The organism is Candidatus Falkowbacteria bacterium, from assembly GCA_018674305.1.
GTDB lineage: Bacteria > Patescibacteriota > Patescibacteriia > UBA11705 > JABHMO01 > JABMRF01.
Window position 1 is genome coordinate 20,337 of sequence record JABHAL010000007.1, and the last position, 14,889, is coordinate 35,225.

Below are 14,889 nucleotides of genomic sequence, written 5' to 3' on the forward strand. Positions count from 1 at the left end.
CTATATATTAGCTAAATTATACCATTTTCAAGACATTTAAACAAACAAAAAATGTGGATTTATCCACATTATATTTAAATAATTAACCTTAAATAAACAAGATCAATTCGCCTGAACAATTGCTTTATTTTCTCCTCAGAAAACCCCTTATTCCCCGATAAACAAAAACGCTTAAGCAAACAAAAACTACAACAAAACTCAACAGCTGTGCCCAACGTAAGCCAAACACAATTGGACTAAAGTCTAACCGGTAAAACTCCAAAATTATTCGTTGAACTGAGTAAAGCAACAAATACACCAAGAATATATTACCCGCCTGCAAAGTTTTTCGCTTAAATCTCCAATACGTAAGCCCCAATAGAACTCCCAATATAATTAGATTACCGAAACTCTCATACAGAAACGTTGGGTGAAAAAATTCAAATTCAAAAAATCCGACTGGACGATTAACTAAATCAATAGGAATCCCCCACGCTGCATCGGTCGGCCGGCCAAAAATTTCTTGATTAAAGTAATTACCAACTCTTCCAATGACCTGGGCTGCAACTAATCCAACCGCAATCAAATCCGCAACTAACCAAAAATCTCTTTTTTTCAACTTGGCATAAACATAGGTTGTGACAAACCCTCCTAGCATAATCCCGTGAATAGCTAAACCACCTTGCCAAACATGAAACACGCTCCCCCAGTCACCACGGTACAATTCCCAAGCATAAATCACGTAATAAATTCGAGCACCCAAAACTGCCCCAACCACCCAGTAAATTAAAAGATTATGAAAAAACTTTTTATTTAACTTGTAGTGATCAGCTAACTTTAGAATCAAGGCAAAACCCAGGAGCCCACCGATCACCATCAACAAACCATACCAATGCACTTGGAGTGGCCCAAAACTAAAAACAGTTGGTTCTGGATGATAAGTATGTAAAAAATTAAACATAGTACTTCCATTATAGTAGAACTTCAGCCAAAAGAAAAGAGCCTCTTGTGAGGCTCTCTTCTTTCTCTTTAGGGTTTTCGCTTTTTTAACAAAGCTATATATTAAACCTCACCTCTCGGCAAGTTCTAATTATTTTTTCTTTTTTATTTCTTTCTGTATATCTGTCCAACGTAATTTTAATTCATTCATTATCTCGCCCCAAGCATCAGCAGTAAGTAAATCTTCCTTGGAATACTTTTTTACGATATTCTCAACAATTGTTTCGTACTCCTTTTTACCCAGTTTTTTAGCCTTAGCAACCTCCTTAATTAATTGCTGGCTTACGGTTTTACTGACTTTATTAAATTTATCTCTATTTTTTTTGCCAGACTTTGGATTAAAAAAAACACTTATTGCTGAACCCAATAAAGCACCTAAAGCTAAACCACTTAAAAACTTCTTAGTTTTCATAAATAAAAAAATACGGTTAATTCTCTTGATTGAATTATACCACATTAAAATAAAAAATTCGCTAAATTATCCACAGTATCATAAAGCATAAATCATGAAACAGGAAGCAAAAACAAAAGAGAATTAAGAGATTAAGCGATTAAGAGGATTTCAAATTGTAAAACTACATAATTACTAAATTGCCAAAAATTACTGCTTATTTTACCAAACCCTTGCATTTTTTTTTGGCATATGTTATCATTTTCCCACAAGTAATTAATGACATGCGCTATGCGTTATACGCTACGCGACAAAATATGAAAAAAGCTATTCATCCAAAATACAACACCAGTGCTAAAGTAAAATGTGCTTGTGGTAATGAATTCACAGTTGGTTCAACTGTTGACCTTCTTAAAATTGAGTTATGTCACCTTTGTCACCCTTTTTATACCGGTAAACAAAAATTAGTTGACTCAGCTCGAAGAGTTGAAAAATTCAAAGAAAAAGTGGCCAAGCAAGCAACTACTGCTGAAACCAGAAAAGGTAAGAAAGTTAAACGAGAGAATGAGGCCAAGAAAAAGGCAGACAAATAACTTCCTTTCATAAACCGTCTTTTTGTTTTATAATGAAAACGAACATGGGCGGTTTTTAAATTACAAGAAGAGCAAGGAGATATAGAAGGTAAAAAAGATAACATAAATTAATAATCCTAAAGTCATCCCCCTCAAACTTCTTTAGCCCTTTTTCTCCCCTTCTAATATGCAAGAAAAAATAGATAAAATTAAACAAACATTTAAAGAACTCGAAGATCAACTTCAAGATCCTTCAGTTACTTGTGATCAGGGCAAATTAAAAAAAATCGGCAGTGAACACGCCGAACTAAAAGATTTAATTGAGCTAATAAATAAATTCGAAAAAATTGATTCTGACCTAAAACAAGCTCGCGAAACGTCAGAAACTGAAACTGGAGAATTAAAAGAATTTGCTCTAGCTGAAATTGAAGAACTAGAACCACAGATTAACCAACTCGAAGATCAATTAAAAAAAGAATTAACCACCAAAGACCCTAACGACAAAAAGGATGTAATCATAGAAATCCGGGCAGGCACAGGTGGAGACGAATCTGCTTTATTTACAGCTGAACTTTTTCGAATGTACTCTCGTTACGCTGAATCCCAAGGTTGGAAAGTAAATATTTTATCCTCAAATCAAATTGGCATCGGTGGCTTCAAAGAAGTTATTTTTGAAGTTAAAGGACAATCAGTTTTTGCTACTTTCAAATATGAACGTGGTACACACCGAGTACAACGTGTACCAGAAACTGAAAAGCAGGGCCGCGTACATACTTCAGCAGTTACTGTTGCCGTTTTACCAGAAGTTGAAGAAGTTGATGTAAAAATCGAAGACAAGGATTTAAAAATTGACACTTATGCTTCCGGTGGTGCTGGTGGGCAAAGTGTAAATACAACTAACTCCGCAGTTCGAATCACCCACCTACCAACCAATACAGTTGTTTCTTGCCAAGACGAAAGATCACAAGCTCAGAACAGAATAAAAGCCATGCGAGTACTACGTTCCAAAATTTACGAAGGCGAGATGCAAAAACAACACGACGCGCTTGGTGCTGACCGAAAAAAACAGATTGGATCTGGCGATCGCTCAGAAAAAATACGCACTTACAATTTTCCACAAGATCGAATTACGGATCACCGAATTAAAACCAATTGGAATAATATACCAACCGTCCTTGATGGTGACATGGGCAAAATCATTGAAACATTGAAAGCTGAGGAATTTAAACTTCAGGAATAAAAATAAATACATTATGAAAAAAATCATTACAATCCTTATTGTAACTCTTTTCATTGCAACCGGCTGTACTCTAGCAAACCAAAAAAAATCCACTGCTATTAAATGTAAAAAACTTTCCAGTTCAGAATGTTCACAAAACTCTACCTGCGATCAAATCACAAATCTCCCGAACACAGCACCCGGGACACTTGGCATTCTCGGGTTTAGTCAATATTGTGTACCAAAAGGCGATAATGATTCCTGCGCAAAATTTGCAACTCAAAAATCTTGCTTAAGCAATGAACAATGCGCTTATGCTAATATTAAAAGTAGTGGGGTGTGTTATATTAATGATTAGAATTTAACAAAAAAGACTCCGCTTGGCAGAGTCTAGTATGAATTGTTTAACTACTACTTTTACGTTTACCCAGTCGCCGTCCCATCTCCTTGCAATAATAGCTAGCGTGATCATCATAATCCCGAATACCGCAATCACGTAAACCATATTTTACGGCATCAAAGAACTTTTCTTTGTTTTTCAATCTTTCGGCAACCACATCTGCAACTCTTTCCCACTGCTCTTCTGTCATTACTAATCCTCATAGCTGAGTTAAACAATGAACTACCTAAAGCACTTAAGACATTAACATTAAAATTGTTTTGTGTCAAAAATCGTAAGGCAACAAGAACGATCAAAAAACAACGGCAATCTCCGTTGTTTTTCTAAATTATTTTTCCAGTTCTTTTTTTATGTAATGATCCTGCATCGGCTTAACATACAATTCACGAGAAATATTCGTTAAAAAAACTTTTATTGCCGACGATATTGAACCCTTTTTCCTAATCTGCTCAGATGCATAAAACTTATGCTGTAAACCTTTTTCTTTTTTTGTATCCATTAAAGGATCATCAAAAACGTCAATATCAATAATTTGAAAATTATAATCTGTATCAGAATCATTTGACCGTTCAACAAAAACATTTCCCGTTCTAGAAACATCTCCGCGAGAAGGCTTTGCTCCTTGCGTAGAATCCGTAATATCCAAGACGACCTCTGATGTTGCCTGCAGAAGATCAATTTGTTCTAAAAACTTTTTCCAAGCTTTTTGCAAATCATCATATTCTTGCCTTCCTGCCATTAACCTACCAACCGATTCTCCCTTCGCAAAAGGCTGATCAATCATTCTTTTGTAATTTCCCTCTGCGTCGCGATAAATAACAATATTATCAAACAAAACATTGATATTAATTTCACCCTCTTGTAGACTCATAAACTCTTTTTGCTGACGTTCAAATAGTTCCAACGCGCACATATTGCGCATTAACTTAACTATTGAAATTGGATCTTGATCATGACGCCCCTTCGAAACTTTCAAAACTCGTTTTTCACCTGCCGAATTAACGAAAATTAAATTCTTATTTTCGGCACCTTCGGTTTGTTCTGTTTCTGGATCCTTTTCCAAAGCATTTAAATATACTCGAGCTTCCTCCGTTATACTAGGTATTCTAGATAGTTCAGACTCCTGCTCTAAAATTTTTCGCTGTGCAGGACTAGCTTTTTCCATTTTTGCTAATAACTCCTCCAACCTACATTTACGTTCTTCGATCTCTTCAATTGACAATTCCTTATCTAACCAAAAAACACTGTCAGACGTTTTTACTTCTTTGATAAAATTACTAAAATTCAATTCTGACTCTTTTGGACCATCTTTTCCTTCAGCTGGTAAAAATTGGTTTGCTTTAAATTTTTCCATACTATACTTTTATTAATCTATATATATGTTACCATAAAAGCATCAAAATATGAAAACCATAAAACAATTATTAACAGAAGCTAATTCAAAATTACGAAAGAATAGTATTAAAACTGCACGTCTTGACGCTGAGGTTATTCTAAGTTTTGTTTTGAATAAACCAAAGGAATATCTTTACACTTATCCTGAAGGAATTGTAAGTAAAGACACGATTAATCGCTTCTTAACTCTTATCAAAAAGAGATCTTCCCACTACCCAATCGCCTACCTCACCAACAACAAAGAATTTTTTGGACTAGACTTTTACGTTGATGAGAATGTATTGGTGCCGCGGCCGGAGACAGAGTCGCTGGTGGAAGAAACTCTTAAAGAAGTAAAGACGCGATTAATCGCGTCTCCACACTCAGAAATAAATATCGCGGAAATCGGTACCGGCTCCGGGTGTATAGCAGTGGCGTTAGCAAAAGAAGTAGAGACGCGATTAATCGCGTCGCCACCAATTAAGATAATGGCCACTGACATTTCGGCCGCGGCACTGAAAATTGCTAGGCGCAACGCGCGTAAACACAAGGTCTTATCTAGAATTAAATTTTATCAAGGTAATCTGCTTGAACCACTTAAAAACAAAAAAATTGACTTAATTGTAGCCAATCTTCCCTACCTTGATTCTGATTACAAAAATCTTTTAAACTCTTCAGATAAAAAAGCTCTTAAGTTTGAGCCTTCACTTGCTCTTTATTCAGGTAAAGAAGGCTTGAACCATTATGCTGAATTTTTTGAACAAGTGGCAGAGCTTAAACATAAGCCTAAATTCATTTTAGTTGAATTTGGTCCAAAGCAAACCTCTGCACTCAAAAAAATCATTCACCAAAACTTAGGTCCAGCAAAATTAACCAAAGTCCAACCTGGAACTTTAATGATTGAATTAACGTAATACAAAATTTTAAGTAAAATTAAATAATTGTTCATTTCACAAAGACCCTGAAGTACATTTGCGCAAGCTTAATAACTTCAGGACGAAGGAGTCTATAATGAAGCCAAGATCTGCTTTTCGTAATCGTGGTAGATCAAAAGGAAGCCCACGAAGCAACTCCACCTTCTCTGAAATCAATAGGTACCTAGCACCATTTAGCCAGCACATGAACAATTTTAAAAGTGTTGACAATATCGGATTGATTAAAAACTATCACCTGGTAAAGAGTCCCCGCGCAAAGACAAAAATCAGAGATCTACTTGTCTATAACAATATTAAACTGGTAGTCAAAATTGCCTTAAAATACTCTAACCAAGGAGTGCCAGTCGATGACTTGATCCAAGAAGGTGTTCTGGGTCTAATGAAAGCAATTGACAAATTTGACCCCGGAAGAGGCTTTTTATTGCCCACTTATGCAGTCTGGTGGATCCGACAAGCAGTTTCAAGAGCGGTTCAAGATCAAACCAATGAAGATCCCTACCGCGTCTCAAATAATTTCCGAGACAAAATATCAATTGTAAAAGTGGAAACCTACAAGCTCGTTCGCGATAGCAATGGAAAATGGCCCACTCCAGAAGAAGTACTTGTTGAAATTAAAAAAAGAGACACTCAAGCCAGTGAAAATTTCACACTTGAAGATGTCCAAAAAGTACAAGCCCACTTAACCAATCGAAATATTCAACTTGATGTAGAGCTTGAATCTATCGAGAGTAAAGAAACAACATCAATAGAAAGCTTATTTCCGGACACAATTCATTCCTATGCCGACATTGATACTATGATTCAAGCGCGCCGTAAATTTGCAGAAAGCCAGGAGTTTCTTGACACGATAGAACAATATATCTACAGATTAGAAATCAGAATGGGAGTAATTCTTAAACATCGACTGGGAATTAATGGTGCTGAAGAAATGACACTTGAAGAGCTTGCTCAAATTTTCAAAGTCAGTAGAGAAAGAATACGCCAGATTGAAGCCAAAGGATATGAACTTTTAGAAAAAACTCTCGGATTGGAAAAAAAAGAACTTCAATATTTAATTCTTTCTCACGAAGAAGTAGGCAAAATAGTAGGCTCCGATTCATAAAGAGTAAGTTGCACCGGACTTGCTCTTTTTTATTTAGCACAAAGTGGTCCCGTTGGGACAAAAAAACTGCCTTTGCTCTGTTGAGCTCCGGCAGGCAGACGAACCTTGTAAAATTCGTTATTCAAATTTAAACTTTTTGATTTTCCTGCAAATCATCTTCGACATGAGGCCCATTATCAAGAAAACTCCAAAGATAGGTACCAATCAAGATGACCGCACCAAGAACGATTGGCCAAATAAAGCAAAGTAAAACCATTGCCAAATCAACAAAAACGTTTGACTCTTTGGTTATCTGTGACCTGACAATATGAGTGTAACAAAGGACAATTCCAACTAACCATGTGAACAATAATATTGTATTCAATGGGTCCTCCTCTTGAGTTTATAAAGTCAAAAGTTTGTAAAGTTTATAAAGTTAGACTGACAATAAAACTATCTAATTCTACTTTACCAAAACCACATCACTATATTCTACTTTTAACTTTTCTAAGACTTCATCAATATTTTCCAAATCTGAATATTTAACTCGGGCAATATACGTCACTTCATCAGAAATTATTTTGTTGTTCTGAAAATTTTCAATTGACAAATCCTTCAATTCAGGAAAATCCTCTAGAAATGTTTTTATTAGCTTATCAGTTTGTTCTTTATTTGACAATCCTAACGAATCTTTGAAATAAATATAGCCAGTAACTATTTCAAATTGCAATTGTTCTACCTGTATAGCTTCAGCCGCCTTCTCTTTCTTTAGTCTCTCTGCTTCCTGTTCAATTAAACTTGATAAATATTCGCCCACTTCTGCATTATCATTTTTCCAGGTTTCAACATAAAAACCACCGTCCTCATAAGCTGAAAGATCAATTTGTGGTGCTTTTGCCAAATTTCTGCCGTGCATTAAATTCCAACCATAAATTATCAGGCCGGAAGTGACTACCACCACAATAAAAATTTTTATGAATGTATCAAAAGGTTTCTCCATATATAATTAGACAATTACACTAATTGACCTAAACAGCTCCTAATAAACAATAACCGGTCCACAAGTTAACTTGGCGTTTATAGCTGGGGCATTATTTAGAGTAATTTTCACTACTGAATCATTTGCTCAAGATCCTCCTCCACTACAACTTTAGGAAAATGATCTGGAACTACTTCAATCCAAGTCTTCCCACTATTAAATAATATTTCCTGACCAGATTGATTATAAAATCTAGTTCGTGAGGTTAAATTTGGTCGCTTCCAGGTCGCCTGTATAACTTGGCCATCTAGAAAAACTATTGCCTTAGCTGAACCAATGGTCGTAGTTTTTCGCCGGCCATAACTATCAATTACTGTACTTTCGGTATAAATAATGGCAATATTTTTTGCTTTAATCTTTGCACCATCACTATCTTCGTGCTCTTGGCCAGCTTGGTACCGTTGGTAGTTATTGTTTTCTCTATCGTAATACCAATCTATCGTAAAATCTCTAGTGGCAAAATCAACAGTAATCTTTTTTGTTTTACCTCTTTGTACTAATTCTGTATCTGGTTTAAATTTCCAACTTTCAAAATCATAGGCAGGTTGCCAACCTTTATTGTCCACGGCTTTGGTAATCAATTCACTAGAAGTATATACATTATGTGGCTGGCGCCTCAACCAAGAACGCCAAAAATATTGGCCTGAAGAAAACTCATTCAAATCAAAAGAATAAACCTTACTAATTAAATCCAGAGCTTCATTACTACCACCAACATGCACATATGGCCCATTGAACTCTCTAGCCCAATCAACATAAAACGGTCGGGCGGAACGGACAGGGCCAATTTTCTCAATCACTTTATCAGCACTAAAAACTGCTAAAAATCGGGTTATTGGCGACTCTACAATTGCTTCATAAACCAGGCTCGCTTCAGCCAAGCCACTGGGTGGACGTGAATCAACATGATTTTCTATCATCACCGCATAAACACCGGGCTCTTCATCCTCCGTAAAACACAAACCATCAATTTTTTTAATTTTTTCACAAATATCTAAAGTTTGCTGAATAATTTCATTAATTTCAGATTGATCTTGCTGTTGTTTTCTTCTTTCTTTTTGTAAATACAACAAACCTGTAACTGCCAAACCGACGATTACTAAAATCAACACACCTGTTATATAAAATTTAAATTTCTTATCCATTTTGTTAAATTAAAAGTGCTCCATTATCTTCTATAATAGAGCACTTTAATATTCGAAGCAAATTATTCTTTTTTATCTTCAGCTACAGGGTCTGAGCCTTCACTCTTTTCCTCAGCACTATCACCTTCAGTTTTATCACCTTCTTCAGCATCCTCCGCCTGTTCCTCTGCAACCTTAACCTCAGCTTCTGTAGGTTTTTCCTCAACAGTTGGTGGTGCAACCAAGGCAACAACTTCTTCTAGGTCAGCCAAAATCTCAACCGTGTCTGGTAAATTCAAATCTTTAATTTTAATCCTGTCTTCAAAAGTCTTCAAAAGACCAAGATCAACTTTAACCTCTGAAACGATATCTCTTGGCAGGCAACGAATAGTTACGCTGTCCAAATTAGTAATCAAAATTCCACTATGAACCTTTTCTGCTGGGGCTTCGCCAACCAACACAATTTGAGCTTCAATTTCCAATTTTTGACCACGCTTAATTTGATACAAGTCAACATGTAAAAACATTGTCTTAACAGGATCAGAACTGACATCTTTTACTAAAACTTCTCGCGGCTCTTTTTCTCCTTCAATAGAAAGATTGATTAATGAACTTTCTCCTGCTTTTTCATAAAGCTTATCAAAGTCAACAGCACTTAAGTGGATCAAAACATTTTCCTTAAGTTCAGGACCATAAACAACAGCTGGAATTTGCCCTTCTGGTCTTACCTCTGCCTTTTGGTCTCTTTTTTTAGCTTTTAATTCGTATACCATATTAATATTATTTTATTAATTGTTTAGCTTGTAATTTTTTATAAAAATCCAGTAAATCATCTGACACTAATGGGCCACGATGAATAAATTTTATGATCTCCTCTGAATTTAACTCCGTCAATACACCAACTAAATTAATACCCTGTTCCGATGTTGACAGCAAAACGACTACGGCGCCATGACAGCTTTTACATTCAATATGTAACATCTGACCTTGATCGGTTTCCTCAATCATTTTGATTGTTGCTGGAAACTGCTTTTTTTTGCAAACCGGACACTCAGCAATTAATTTAGAATTTTTAAATTGCTCAAAAATCATATAAAACTAAGAGTTTGTTTTTATTTTAGGGACTGTTTCCGAATACAAGTCTGTACTCTCCTCGCTTTTAATCCCCTATAAGTCAAACAGGATTGTAACAAAAAAACAAAATCTTGTCAAATGTGTTAATTAACTATTTATCGGTGAACAGCAACACTTTCAGCAAGGCCAACCATTATTAAACAGGCTATCAAAAAACTGCCTCCATAACTTAAAAAGGGTAAAGAAATTCCCATAACTGGCATGATCCCCATATTCATTCCAACATTTACCATTATATGCAGAAAAAATATAACCATTACACCAAGGACAATAAATAAGCCAAAATCATTACGTGCTTGTTTGGCGATCTTAATCAAACGATAAAAGATTAACCCACAAAGACCCAACACTAAAGATACCCCAAACAACCCCAACTCTTCAGCAATTACAGCAAATATAAAATCTGTTTGAGCTTCTGGGATAAAACGCAACTGACTCTGCGATCCGAAACCCAATCCCCGACCCCACAAACGCCCTGAGCCAATACCGATAATTGACTGGGATACATTATAACCACCACCCAAGGGATCAAGCTGTGGATTAATAAAAACCATTATTCTCTCTTTTTGGTAATCTTCCAAAAATAACACCCAGGACAACATAGAAAACACAACAGCTATAATTAACAAGACCACAATATACTTTTTATCGACCCCTGTTAAAACTAACAAAATGAACCAACAACCAGCCAAAATCAAAGTAGACCCTAAATCTGGTTGAAACATGACCGGAATCGCCATTGCTAAAAATATCCCCAGACTAACAATTACATGCTTACTGGAATTGAACCGCTGGAAACGATTACTAAAAAATTTAGCCAATAAAATTATTAATGCAACTTTTGCTAATTCAACAGGTTGTAATCCCAAGCCACCAATTGAAAACCAACCCCTAGTACCGCGAACCGTCGTTCCTATAAATAATACCAGAGTCAACATTGACAAAATTGCTACAAAAATCAAACGACTATGCACCCACCAACTAGAATAGTTTATTAAACTAATAATAAATAGTAAAAGAAAACCTATTACTCCAAAAACTATCTGTTTATTAAAATCATTAAAATCCGCTTGCTCTTGACTAAGACTAACGCTATAAATTGCTGCCAAACCTAAACAAAATAACAAAAGAACACCCAGACACAATAGCCAGTCAAATTTCTGAAAATCCTGGATGATTCTTTTGAACATAATTAGGGATTCCTAAAAGATGGAGTATTAACTCCATCTTAGCTAAATATCATAAATTTGTATAGGGACATTTTAGGCTATGGCAGATCAACCTCAAAACTCTTGAAAACATCTGGATTAAGAATATTTATATCAGGTACAATTTTCAAATCGACACCACGAGGAATGGCTTGAAAAATGTTTAGACTTTCTGTTTTTTGCTCTCCCGAATTAATACTATCCAAGATAGTTTGAGTAACTGCGATCACCTTGTCACGCTTCAATACGAATACGACAAATCGCGGCTGCCAAAAGTTATAAGCGCTTTTATTAATTACATCAAAACGCATATTCGCTATGTCTTCTTTTTTACTTAGCCCACTCTGTTTAGCGGCCAATATTTCAATATTTTCAAATGAAAAATTTAAAAATTTATTTCTGGTCTCTTCGTAATCAAATACTTTCAACCATTTAACATTTTCAACTATTAAATTGGCAGAATTGACGATTCCCTGGGATTTAAAACCTAAATTGAGCACGTACTTTGTTTGTTCTGGTAAAACAAAATCAGTTTTTATTTCTGTTTTTTCGTCATCACCTAATATAAAATAGTAATCAAATGATTCAATATACCAACGCTGATTCGGATTATAAACTTCCGTATACAAATCGTACATATTTTCACCAGTTTTGATTACCTCCGTTTCCAGGACTTGAAGATCTGAAGGATTATTCAATTCTACCAAAAGTTGTTGGTTTAATTTATTTTTACTAATGTCAGCTAAAAGTGCCTCACGACTGCTAGCATCTGTACCATAATAATCAATTATTCCCTTAATACCAAAAACTAACAAGGAGCCAGCTAATATAGCTAAAATAAAAATTCCAAGCTTGCGTAGCAAAACCCGATGCGTTACATACCAATAACCAGCCTTGAGCTGATCATCTGATAAATTGTTATAAATATTATTTGGCATACATTTTACTAAAAATATTATACCACAAACTGGAACCAATACACAATATCAAATACACAATACCCAATACACAATACCCAATACACAATAGAACAACTAAACAAACATTCCATTAACTGTTAAATATTTGGACAATATTGGGGCAATACTTGAGTAATATTAATATTAGCTTATTAACTTTTTATCCCCCGAAGCTCTTCACAAAGCCATTTTTTCATGCTAAAATGTAGATGAAACAATTAATCAAAAAATTAAGAATATCCAATATTTGTATAATTTTAAATTTGTGTATTCTTGCGTTTTTATAACTTATGCCTCCAAAAAAACCTGTCAGTAAACCAAAACCAAAGGCTCCTACTAAAAAACCCAAAGCTAAAAATGATGATGATTATGGTGCCGCCCAGATTACGGTTTTGGAAGGACTAGCTCCCGTTCGGAAAAGACCTGGAATGTATATTGGAAACACCGCCAGTGAAGGTTTACATCACCTACTTTGGGAGGTTGTTGATAATGGAATTGATGAAGCCATGGCTGGCCATTGTACCGACATTATAGTTAAACTATTACCAAAAGGTATGGTCTCAATAACTGATAACGGTCGTGGTATTCCTATTGAAGTTCACAAATCAACAAAAGTTTCAGCACTAGAAACAGTACTAACCAAACTACATGCAGGTGGTAAATTTGGTGATGGTGGCTACAAAGTATCAGGTGGATTACACGGTGTGGGTGTTTCAGTTGTTAATGCCCTATCCAGCTATTTAAAGGCTGAGGTTAAACGTGATGGAAAACTTTATGAGCAGGAATATAAACAAGGTAAACCACAAACCAAACTAAAAGCGATTGGAAATGTTAAACGTTCCTTAACTCCTGATCTCAATCATCCGGAAAAAGCATATCGAACCGGAACAACAGTTACTTTCCAGCCTGACTCTACGATTTTTACTGTTCTTGAATATAATTGGGACAAAATACTTACTCGGATGCGACAGCAAGCCTACTTGACTAAAGGAATAAAAATTATATGTCTAGATCTCCGAGAGAAAGACGCACCAAAGCAATTTTCTTTTTACTTTGAAGGTGGTGTTGCCTCTTATGTTAAACAATTGAACCGCAAGGACAAGGTCAAGCATGAAAACATTTTTTACGTAGACAAGGAAGTTGATGGCATTAATGTAGAAGTTGCTATTAAATATACCGAAGAATACACTGAAACTCTTTTGGCTTTCACCAACAACATTCTCAATCCTGAAGGAGGTATGCATGTGGCTGGTTTTCGGACTGCTCTGACTAGAACACTGAACACCTATGCTCGAAAAAATAACATTCTAAAAGAAAAAGATGAAAACCTAAGTGGTGATGACGTCAGAGAAGGATTAACTGCTATTATTAGTATAAAACTTGGTGATCCACAATTTGAAGGTCAAACTAAGGCCAAACTGGGAAATGCTGAGGTTAAACCAGCAGTTGATAGCGTACTATCAGAACATCTGGCTATCTTCCTTGAAGAACATCCCAAAGATGCTGAAGCAATAATCGGCAAAGCCCTTCTAGCAGCTCAAGCTCGACGCGCTTCAAGAGCCGCGCGCGAAACTGTACTCCGGAAAGGTGTTTTAGACAGTTTAAGTTTACCTGGCAAACTGGCTGATTGCTCATCAAAAGAACCTGAGAAATGTGAATTATATATTGTGGAGGGAGACTCTGCGGGTGGTTCTGCCAAACAAGGACGAAACCGAGATTATCAAGCTATCTTGCCTCTACGTGGAAAGATTATTAACGTAGAAAAAGCTCGTTTAGATAAGATGCTGGCCAATAATGAAGTTAAATCTTTAATCATTGCGATGGGAACAAATATTGGTGAACAGTTTGAAGTAGAAAAGTTACGTTACGATAAAATTATTATCATGACGGATGCTGATGTAGACGGTTCCCACATCCGGACACTTTTATTAACTCTTTTTTATCGCCATTTCTCTCCACTAATCACAGAAGGACATCTATATATTGCTCAGCCTCCCCTATATCTAGTAAAAAGGGGCAAAGAAAGTCACTATGTATATTCTGAAGAAGAATTAGAAGAACTAAAAAAGAAACTGGGGAAACAAAAATCGCCTGCCACCAAAGTTAAGGAGGTTGTCGAAGAATCTGCAGATGGAGAAGGAGAAGAAATTGATGAGAACACAATATCTGAAGACGAACTACAAAAACTTAAAGGCTTTTCTTTGCAACGATACAAAGGTCTTGGTGAAATGAACCCTGAACAACTTTGGATAACTACCATGGATCCAACTCATCGTATGCTGAAAAGAGTTACCATCGAAGATGCAGAAGCAGCTGATGAAGTGTTCGACATCTTGATGGGCGCTGATGTTCAGCCACGCAAGAGGTTTATTCAGACTCATGCGAAAAGCGTGAAGAACTTAGATATATAAGAAAATGCCTCGACGTAAGTCGGGGTTTTTTATGCGAAATGATTTCGCATAGAAACAAGTTATG

At 35.8% G+C, this 14,889-nt stretch carries 17 protein-coding genes; 6 read left to right on the plus strand and 11 right to left on the minus strand.

Annotation, left to right across the window (positions count from 1 at the left end; genetic code table 11):
• Window positions 1–124: 124 nt before the first annotated feature.
• Window positions 125–940: a prolipoprotein diacylglyceryl transferase gene (gene lgt / locus HN643_02970; protein ID MBT7500603.1), complete on the minus strand. Its 816-nt coding sequence runs from the start codon at window positions 938–940 to the stop codon at window positions 125–127.
• A gap of 129 nt (window positions 941–1,069) precedes the next feature.
• The gene (locus HN643_02975) at window positions 1,070–1,390 is read right to left on the minus strand and encodes a hypothetical protein (GenBank protein ID MBT7500604.1); all 321 of its coding nucleotides are present in this window, start codon (window positions 1,388–1,390) and stop codon (window positions 1,070–1,072) included.
• Between the two features lie 296 nt (window positions 1,391–1,686).
• On the opposite strand from HN643_02975, the gene rpmE reads away from it, so the two are divergent.
• From rpmE to HN643_02990, 3 genes are all read left to right on the plus strand, one after another.
• Window positions 1,687–1,962, plus strand: coding sequence for a 50S ribosomal protein L31 (gene rpmE / locus HN643_02980; protein MBT7500605.1), 276 nt, complete (start codon window positions 1,687–1,689; stop codon window positions 1,960–1,962).
• Between the two features lie 166 nt (window positions 1,963–2,128).
• Window positions 2,129–3,181 (plus strand): peptide chain release factor 1, encoded by a 1,053-nt coding sequence (gene prfA / locus HN643_02985; GenBank protein ID MBT7500606.1) that lies wholly within the window; start codon window positions 2,129–2,131, stop codon window positions 3,179–3,181.
• 13 nt (window positions 3,182–3,194) lie between these two features.
• On the plus strand, window positions 3,195–3,518 hold the full coding sequence (locus HN643_02990) for a hypothetical protein (GenBank protein ID MBT7500607.1): 324 nt from the start codon (window positions 3,195–3,197) through the stop codon (window positions 3,516–3,518).
• Between the two features lie 46 nt (window positions 3,519–3,564).
• Here HN643_02990 and HN643_02995 read toward each other — a convergent pair whose 3' ends face one another.
• Entirely contained in the window at window positions 3,565–3,750 is a 186-nt protein-coding gene (locus HN643_02995) for a hypothetical protein (protein ID MBT7500608.1), read from the minus strand.
• Window positions 3,751–3,888: 138 nt separating this feature from the next.
• Entirely contained in the window at window positions 3,889–4,914 is a 1,026-nt protein-coding gene (locus tag HN643_03000) for a hypothetical protein (protein MBT7500609.1), read from the minus strand.
• Window positions 4,915–4,963: 49 nt separating this feature from the next.
• Here HN643_03000 and prmC point away from each other — a divergent pair, with 49 nt between their 5' ends.
• Both prmC and HN643_03010 read left to right on the plus strand, forming a co-directional pair.
• Window positions 4,964–5,848 (plus strand): peptide chain release factor N(5)-glutamine methyltransferase, encoded by an 885-nt coding sequence (prmC, locus tag HN643_03005; GenBank protein ID MBT7500610.1) that lies wholly within the window; start codon window positions 4,964–4,966, stop codon window positions 5,846–5,848.
• Window positions 5,849–5,945: 97 nt separating this feature from the next.
• Window positions 5,946–6,971, plus strand: a complete 1,026-nt coding sequence (locus HN643_03010) for a sigma-70 family RNA polymerase sigma factor (GenBank protein MBT7500611.1) — start codon at window positions 5,946–5,948, stop codon at window positions 6,969–6,971.
• A gap of 127 nt (window positions 6,972–7,098) precedes the next feature.
• Here HN643_03010 and HN643_03015 read toward each other — a convergent pair whose 3' ends face one another.
• The 7 genes from HN643_03015 to HN643_03045 form a co-directional block, all read right to left on the minus strand.
• Window positions 7,099–7,335, minus strand: a complete 237-nt coding sequence (locus HN643_03015; GenBank protein ID MBT7500612.1) for a hypothetical protein — start codon at window positions 7,333–7,335, stop codon at window positions 7,099–7,101.
• Between the two features lie 78 nt (window positions 7,336–7,413).
• Window positions 7,414–7,950 (minus strand): hypothetical protein, encoded by a 537-nt coding sequence (locus HN643_03020; GenBank protein ID MBT7500613.1) that lies wholly within the window; start codon window positions 7,948–7,950, stop codon window positions 7,414–7,416.
• Window positions 7,951–8,060: 110 nt separating this feature from the next.
• The gene (locus HN643_03025; protein MBT7500614.1) at window positions 8,061–9,134 is read right to left on the minus strand and encodes a DUF3048 domain-containing protein; all 1,074 of its coding nucleotides are present in this window, start codon (window positions 9,132–9,134) and stop codon (window positions 8,061–8,063) included.
• Window positions 9,135–9,196: 62 nt separating this feature from the next.
• Window positions 9,197–9,886, minus strand: coding sequence for a 50S ribosomal protein L25 (locus tag HN643_03030; GenBank protein MBT7500615.1), 690 nt, complete (start codon window positions 9,884–9,886; stop codon window positions 9,197–9,199).
• Window positions 9,887–9,893: 7 nt separating this feature from the next.
• The gene (locus HN643_03035) at window positions 9,894–10,205 is read right to left on the minus strand and encodes a hypothetical protein (GenBank protein MBT7500616.1); all 312 of its coding nucleotides are present in this window, start codon (window positions 10,203–10,205) and stop codon (window positions 9,894–9,896) included.
• A gap of 137 nt (window positions 10,206–10,342) precedes the next feature.
• A complete protein-coding gene (rodA, locus tag HN643_03040; GenBank protein MBT7500617.1) occupies window positions 10,343–11,437 on the minus strand; it encodes a rod shape-determining protein RodA in 1,095 nt (364 codons plus the stop codon).
• Window positions 11,438–11,514: 77 nt separating this feature from the next.
• Window positions 11,515–12,393, minus strand: coding sequence for a hypothetical protein (locus HN643_03045; GenBank protein ID MBT7500618.1), 879 nt, complete (start codon window positions 12,391–12,393; stop codon window positions 11,515–11,517).
• 311 nt (window positions 12,394–12,704) lie between these two features.
• Between HN643_03045 and gyrB the strand changes: the two genes are divergently transcribed.
• On the plus strand, window positions 12,705–14,825 hold the full coding sequence (gyrB, locus tag HN643_03050) for a DNA topoisomerase (ATP-hydrolyzing) subunit B (protein ID MBT7500619.1): 2,121 nt from the start codon (window positions 12,705–12,707) through the stop codon (window positions 14,823–14,825).
• Window positions 14,826–14,889: the final 64 nt, after the last annotated feature.

Excerpts from the sequence above, each read along its gene's own strand:
- HN643_02975 (MBT7500604.1), bottom strand. The coding sequence starts at position 1,390 with ATGAAAACTAAGAAGTTTTTAAGTGGTTTAGCTTTAGGTGCTTTATTG.
- HN643_02990 (MBT7500607.1), top strand. The coding sequence starts at position 3,195 with ATGAAAAAAATCATTACAATCCTTATTGTAACTCTTTTCATTGCAACC.
- HN643_03030 (MBT7500615.1), bottom strand. The coding sequence starts at position 9,886 with ATGGTATACGAATTAAAAGCTAAAAAAAGAGACCAAAAGGCAGAGGTA.
- HN643_03000 (MBT7500609.1), bottom strand. The coding sequence starts at position 4,914 with ATGGAAAAATTTAAAGCAAACCAATTTTTACCAGCTGAAGGAAAAGAT.
- rpmE (MBT7500605.1), top strand. The coding sequence starts at position 1,687 with ATGAAAAAAGCTATTCATCCAAAATACAACACCAGTGCTAAAGTAAAA.
- HN643_03020 (MBT7500613.1), bottom strand. The coding sequence starts at position 7,950 with ATGGAGAAACCTTTTGATACATTCATAAAAATTTTTATTGTGGTGGTA.
- HN643_03035 (MBT7500616.1), bottom strand. The coding sequence starts at position 10,205 with ATGATTTTTGAGCAATTTAAAAATTCTAAATTAATTGCTGAGTGTCCG.
- rodA (MBT7500617.1), bottom strand. The coding sequence starts at position 11,437 with ATGTTCAAAAGAATCATCCAGGATTTTCAGAAATTTGACTGGCTATTG.
- HN643_03010 (MBT7500611.1), top strand. The coding sequence starts at position 5,946 with ATGAAGCCAAGATCTGCTTTTCGTAATCGTGGTAGATCAAAAGGAAGC.
- prfA (MBT7500606.1), top strand. The coding sequence starts at position 2,129 with ATGCAAGAAAAAATAGATAAAATTAAACAAACATTTAAAGAACTCGAA.
- lgt (MBT7500603.1), bottom strand. The coding sequence starts at position 940 with ATGTTTAATTTTTTACATACTTATCATCCAGAACCAACTGTTTTTAGT.
- HN643_03045 (MBT7500618.1), bottom strand. The coding sequence starts at position 12,393 with ATGCCAAATAATATTTATAACAATTTATCAGATGATCAGCTCAAGGCT.
- HN643_03025 (MBT7500614.1), bottom strand. The coding sequence starts at position 9,134 with ATGGATAAGAAATTTAAATTTTATATAACAGGTGTGTTGATTTTAGTA.
- gyrB (MBT7500619.1), top strand. The coding sequence starts at position 12,705 with ATGCCTCCAAAAAAACCTGTCAGTAAACCAAAACCAAAGGCTCCTACT.
- HN643_02995 (MBT7500608.1), bottom strand. The coding sequence starts at position 3,750 with ATGACAGAAGAGCAGTGGGAAAGAGTTGCAGATGTGGTTGCCGAAAGA.
- prmC (MBT7500610.1), top strand. The coding sequence starts at position 4,964 with ATGAAAACCATAAAACAATTATTAACAGAAGCTAATTCAAAATTACGA.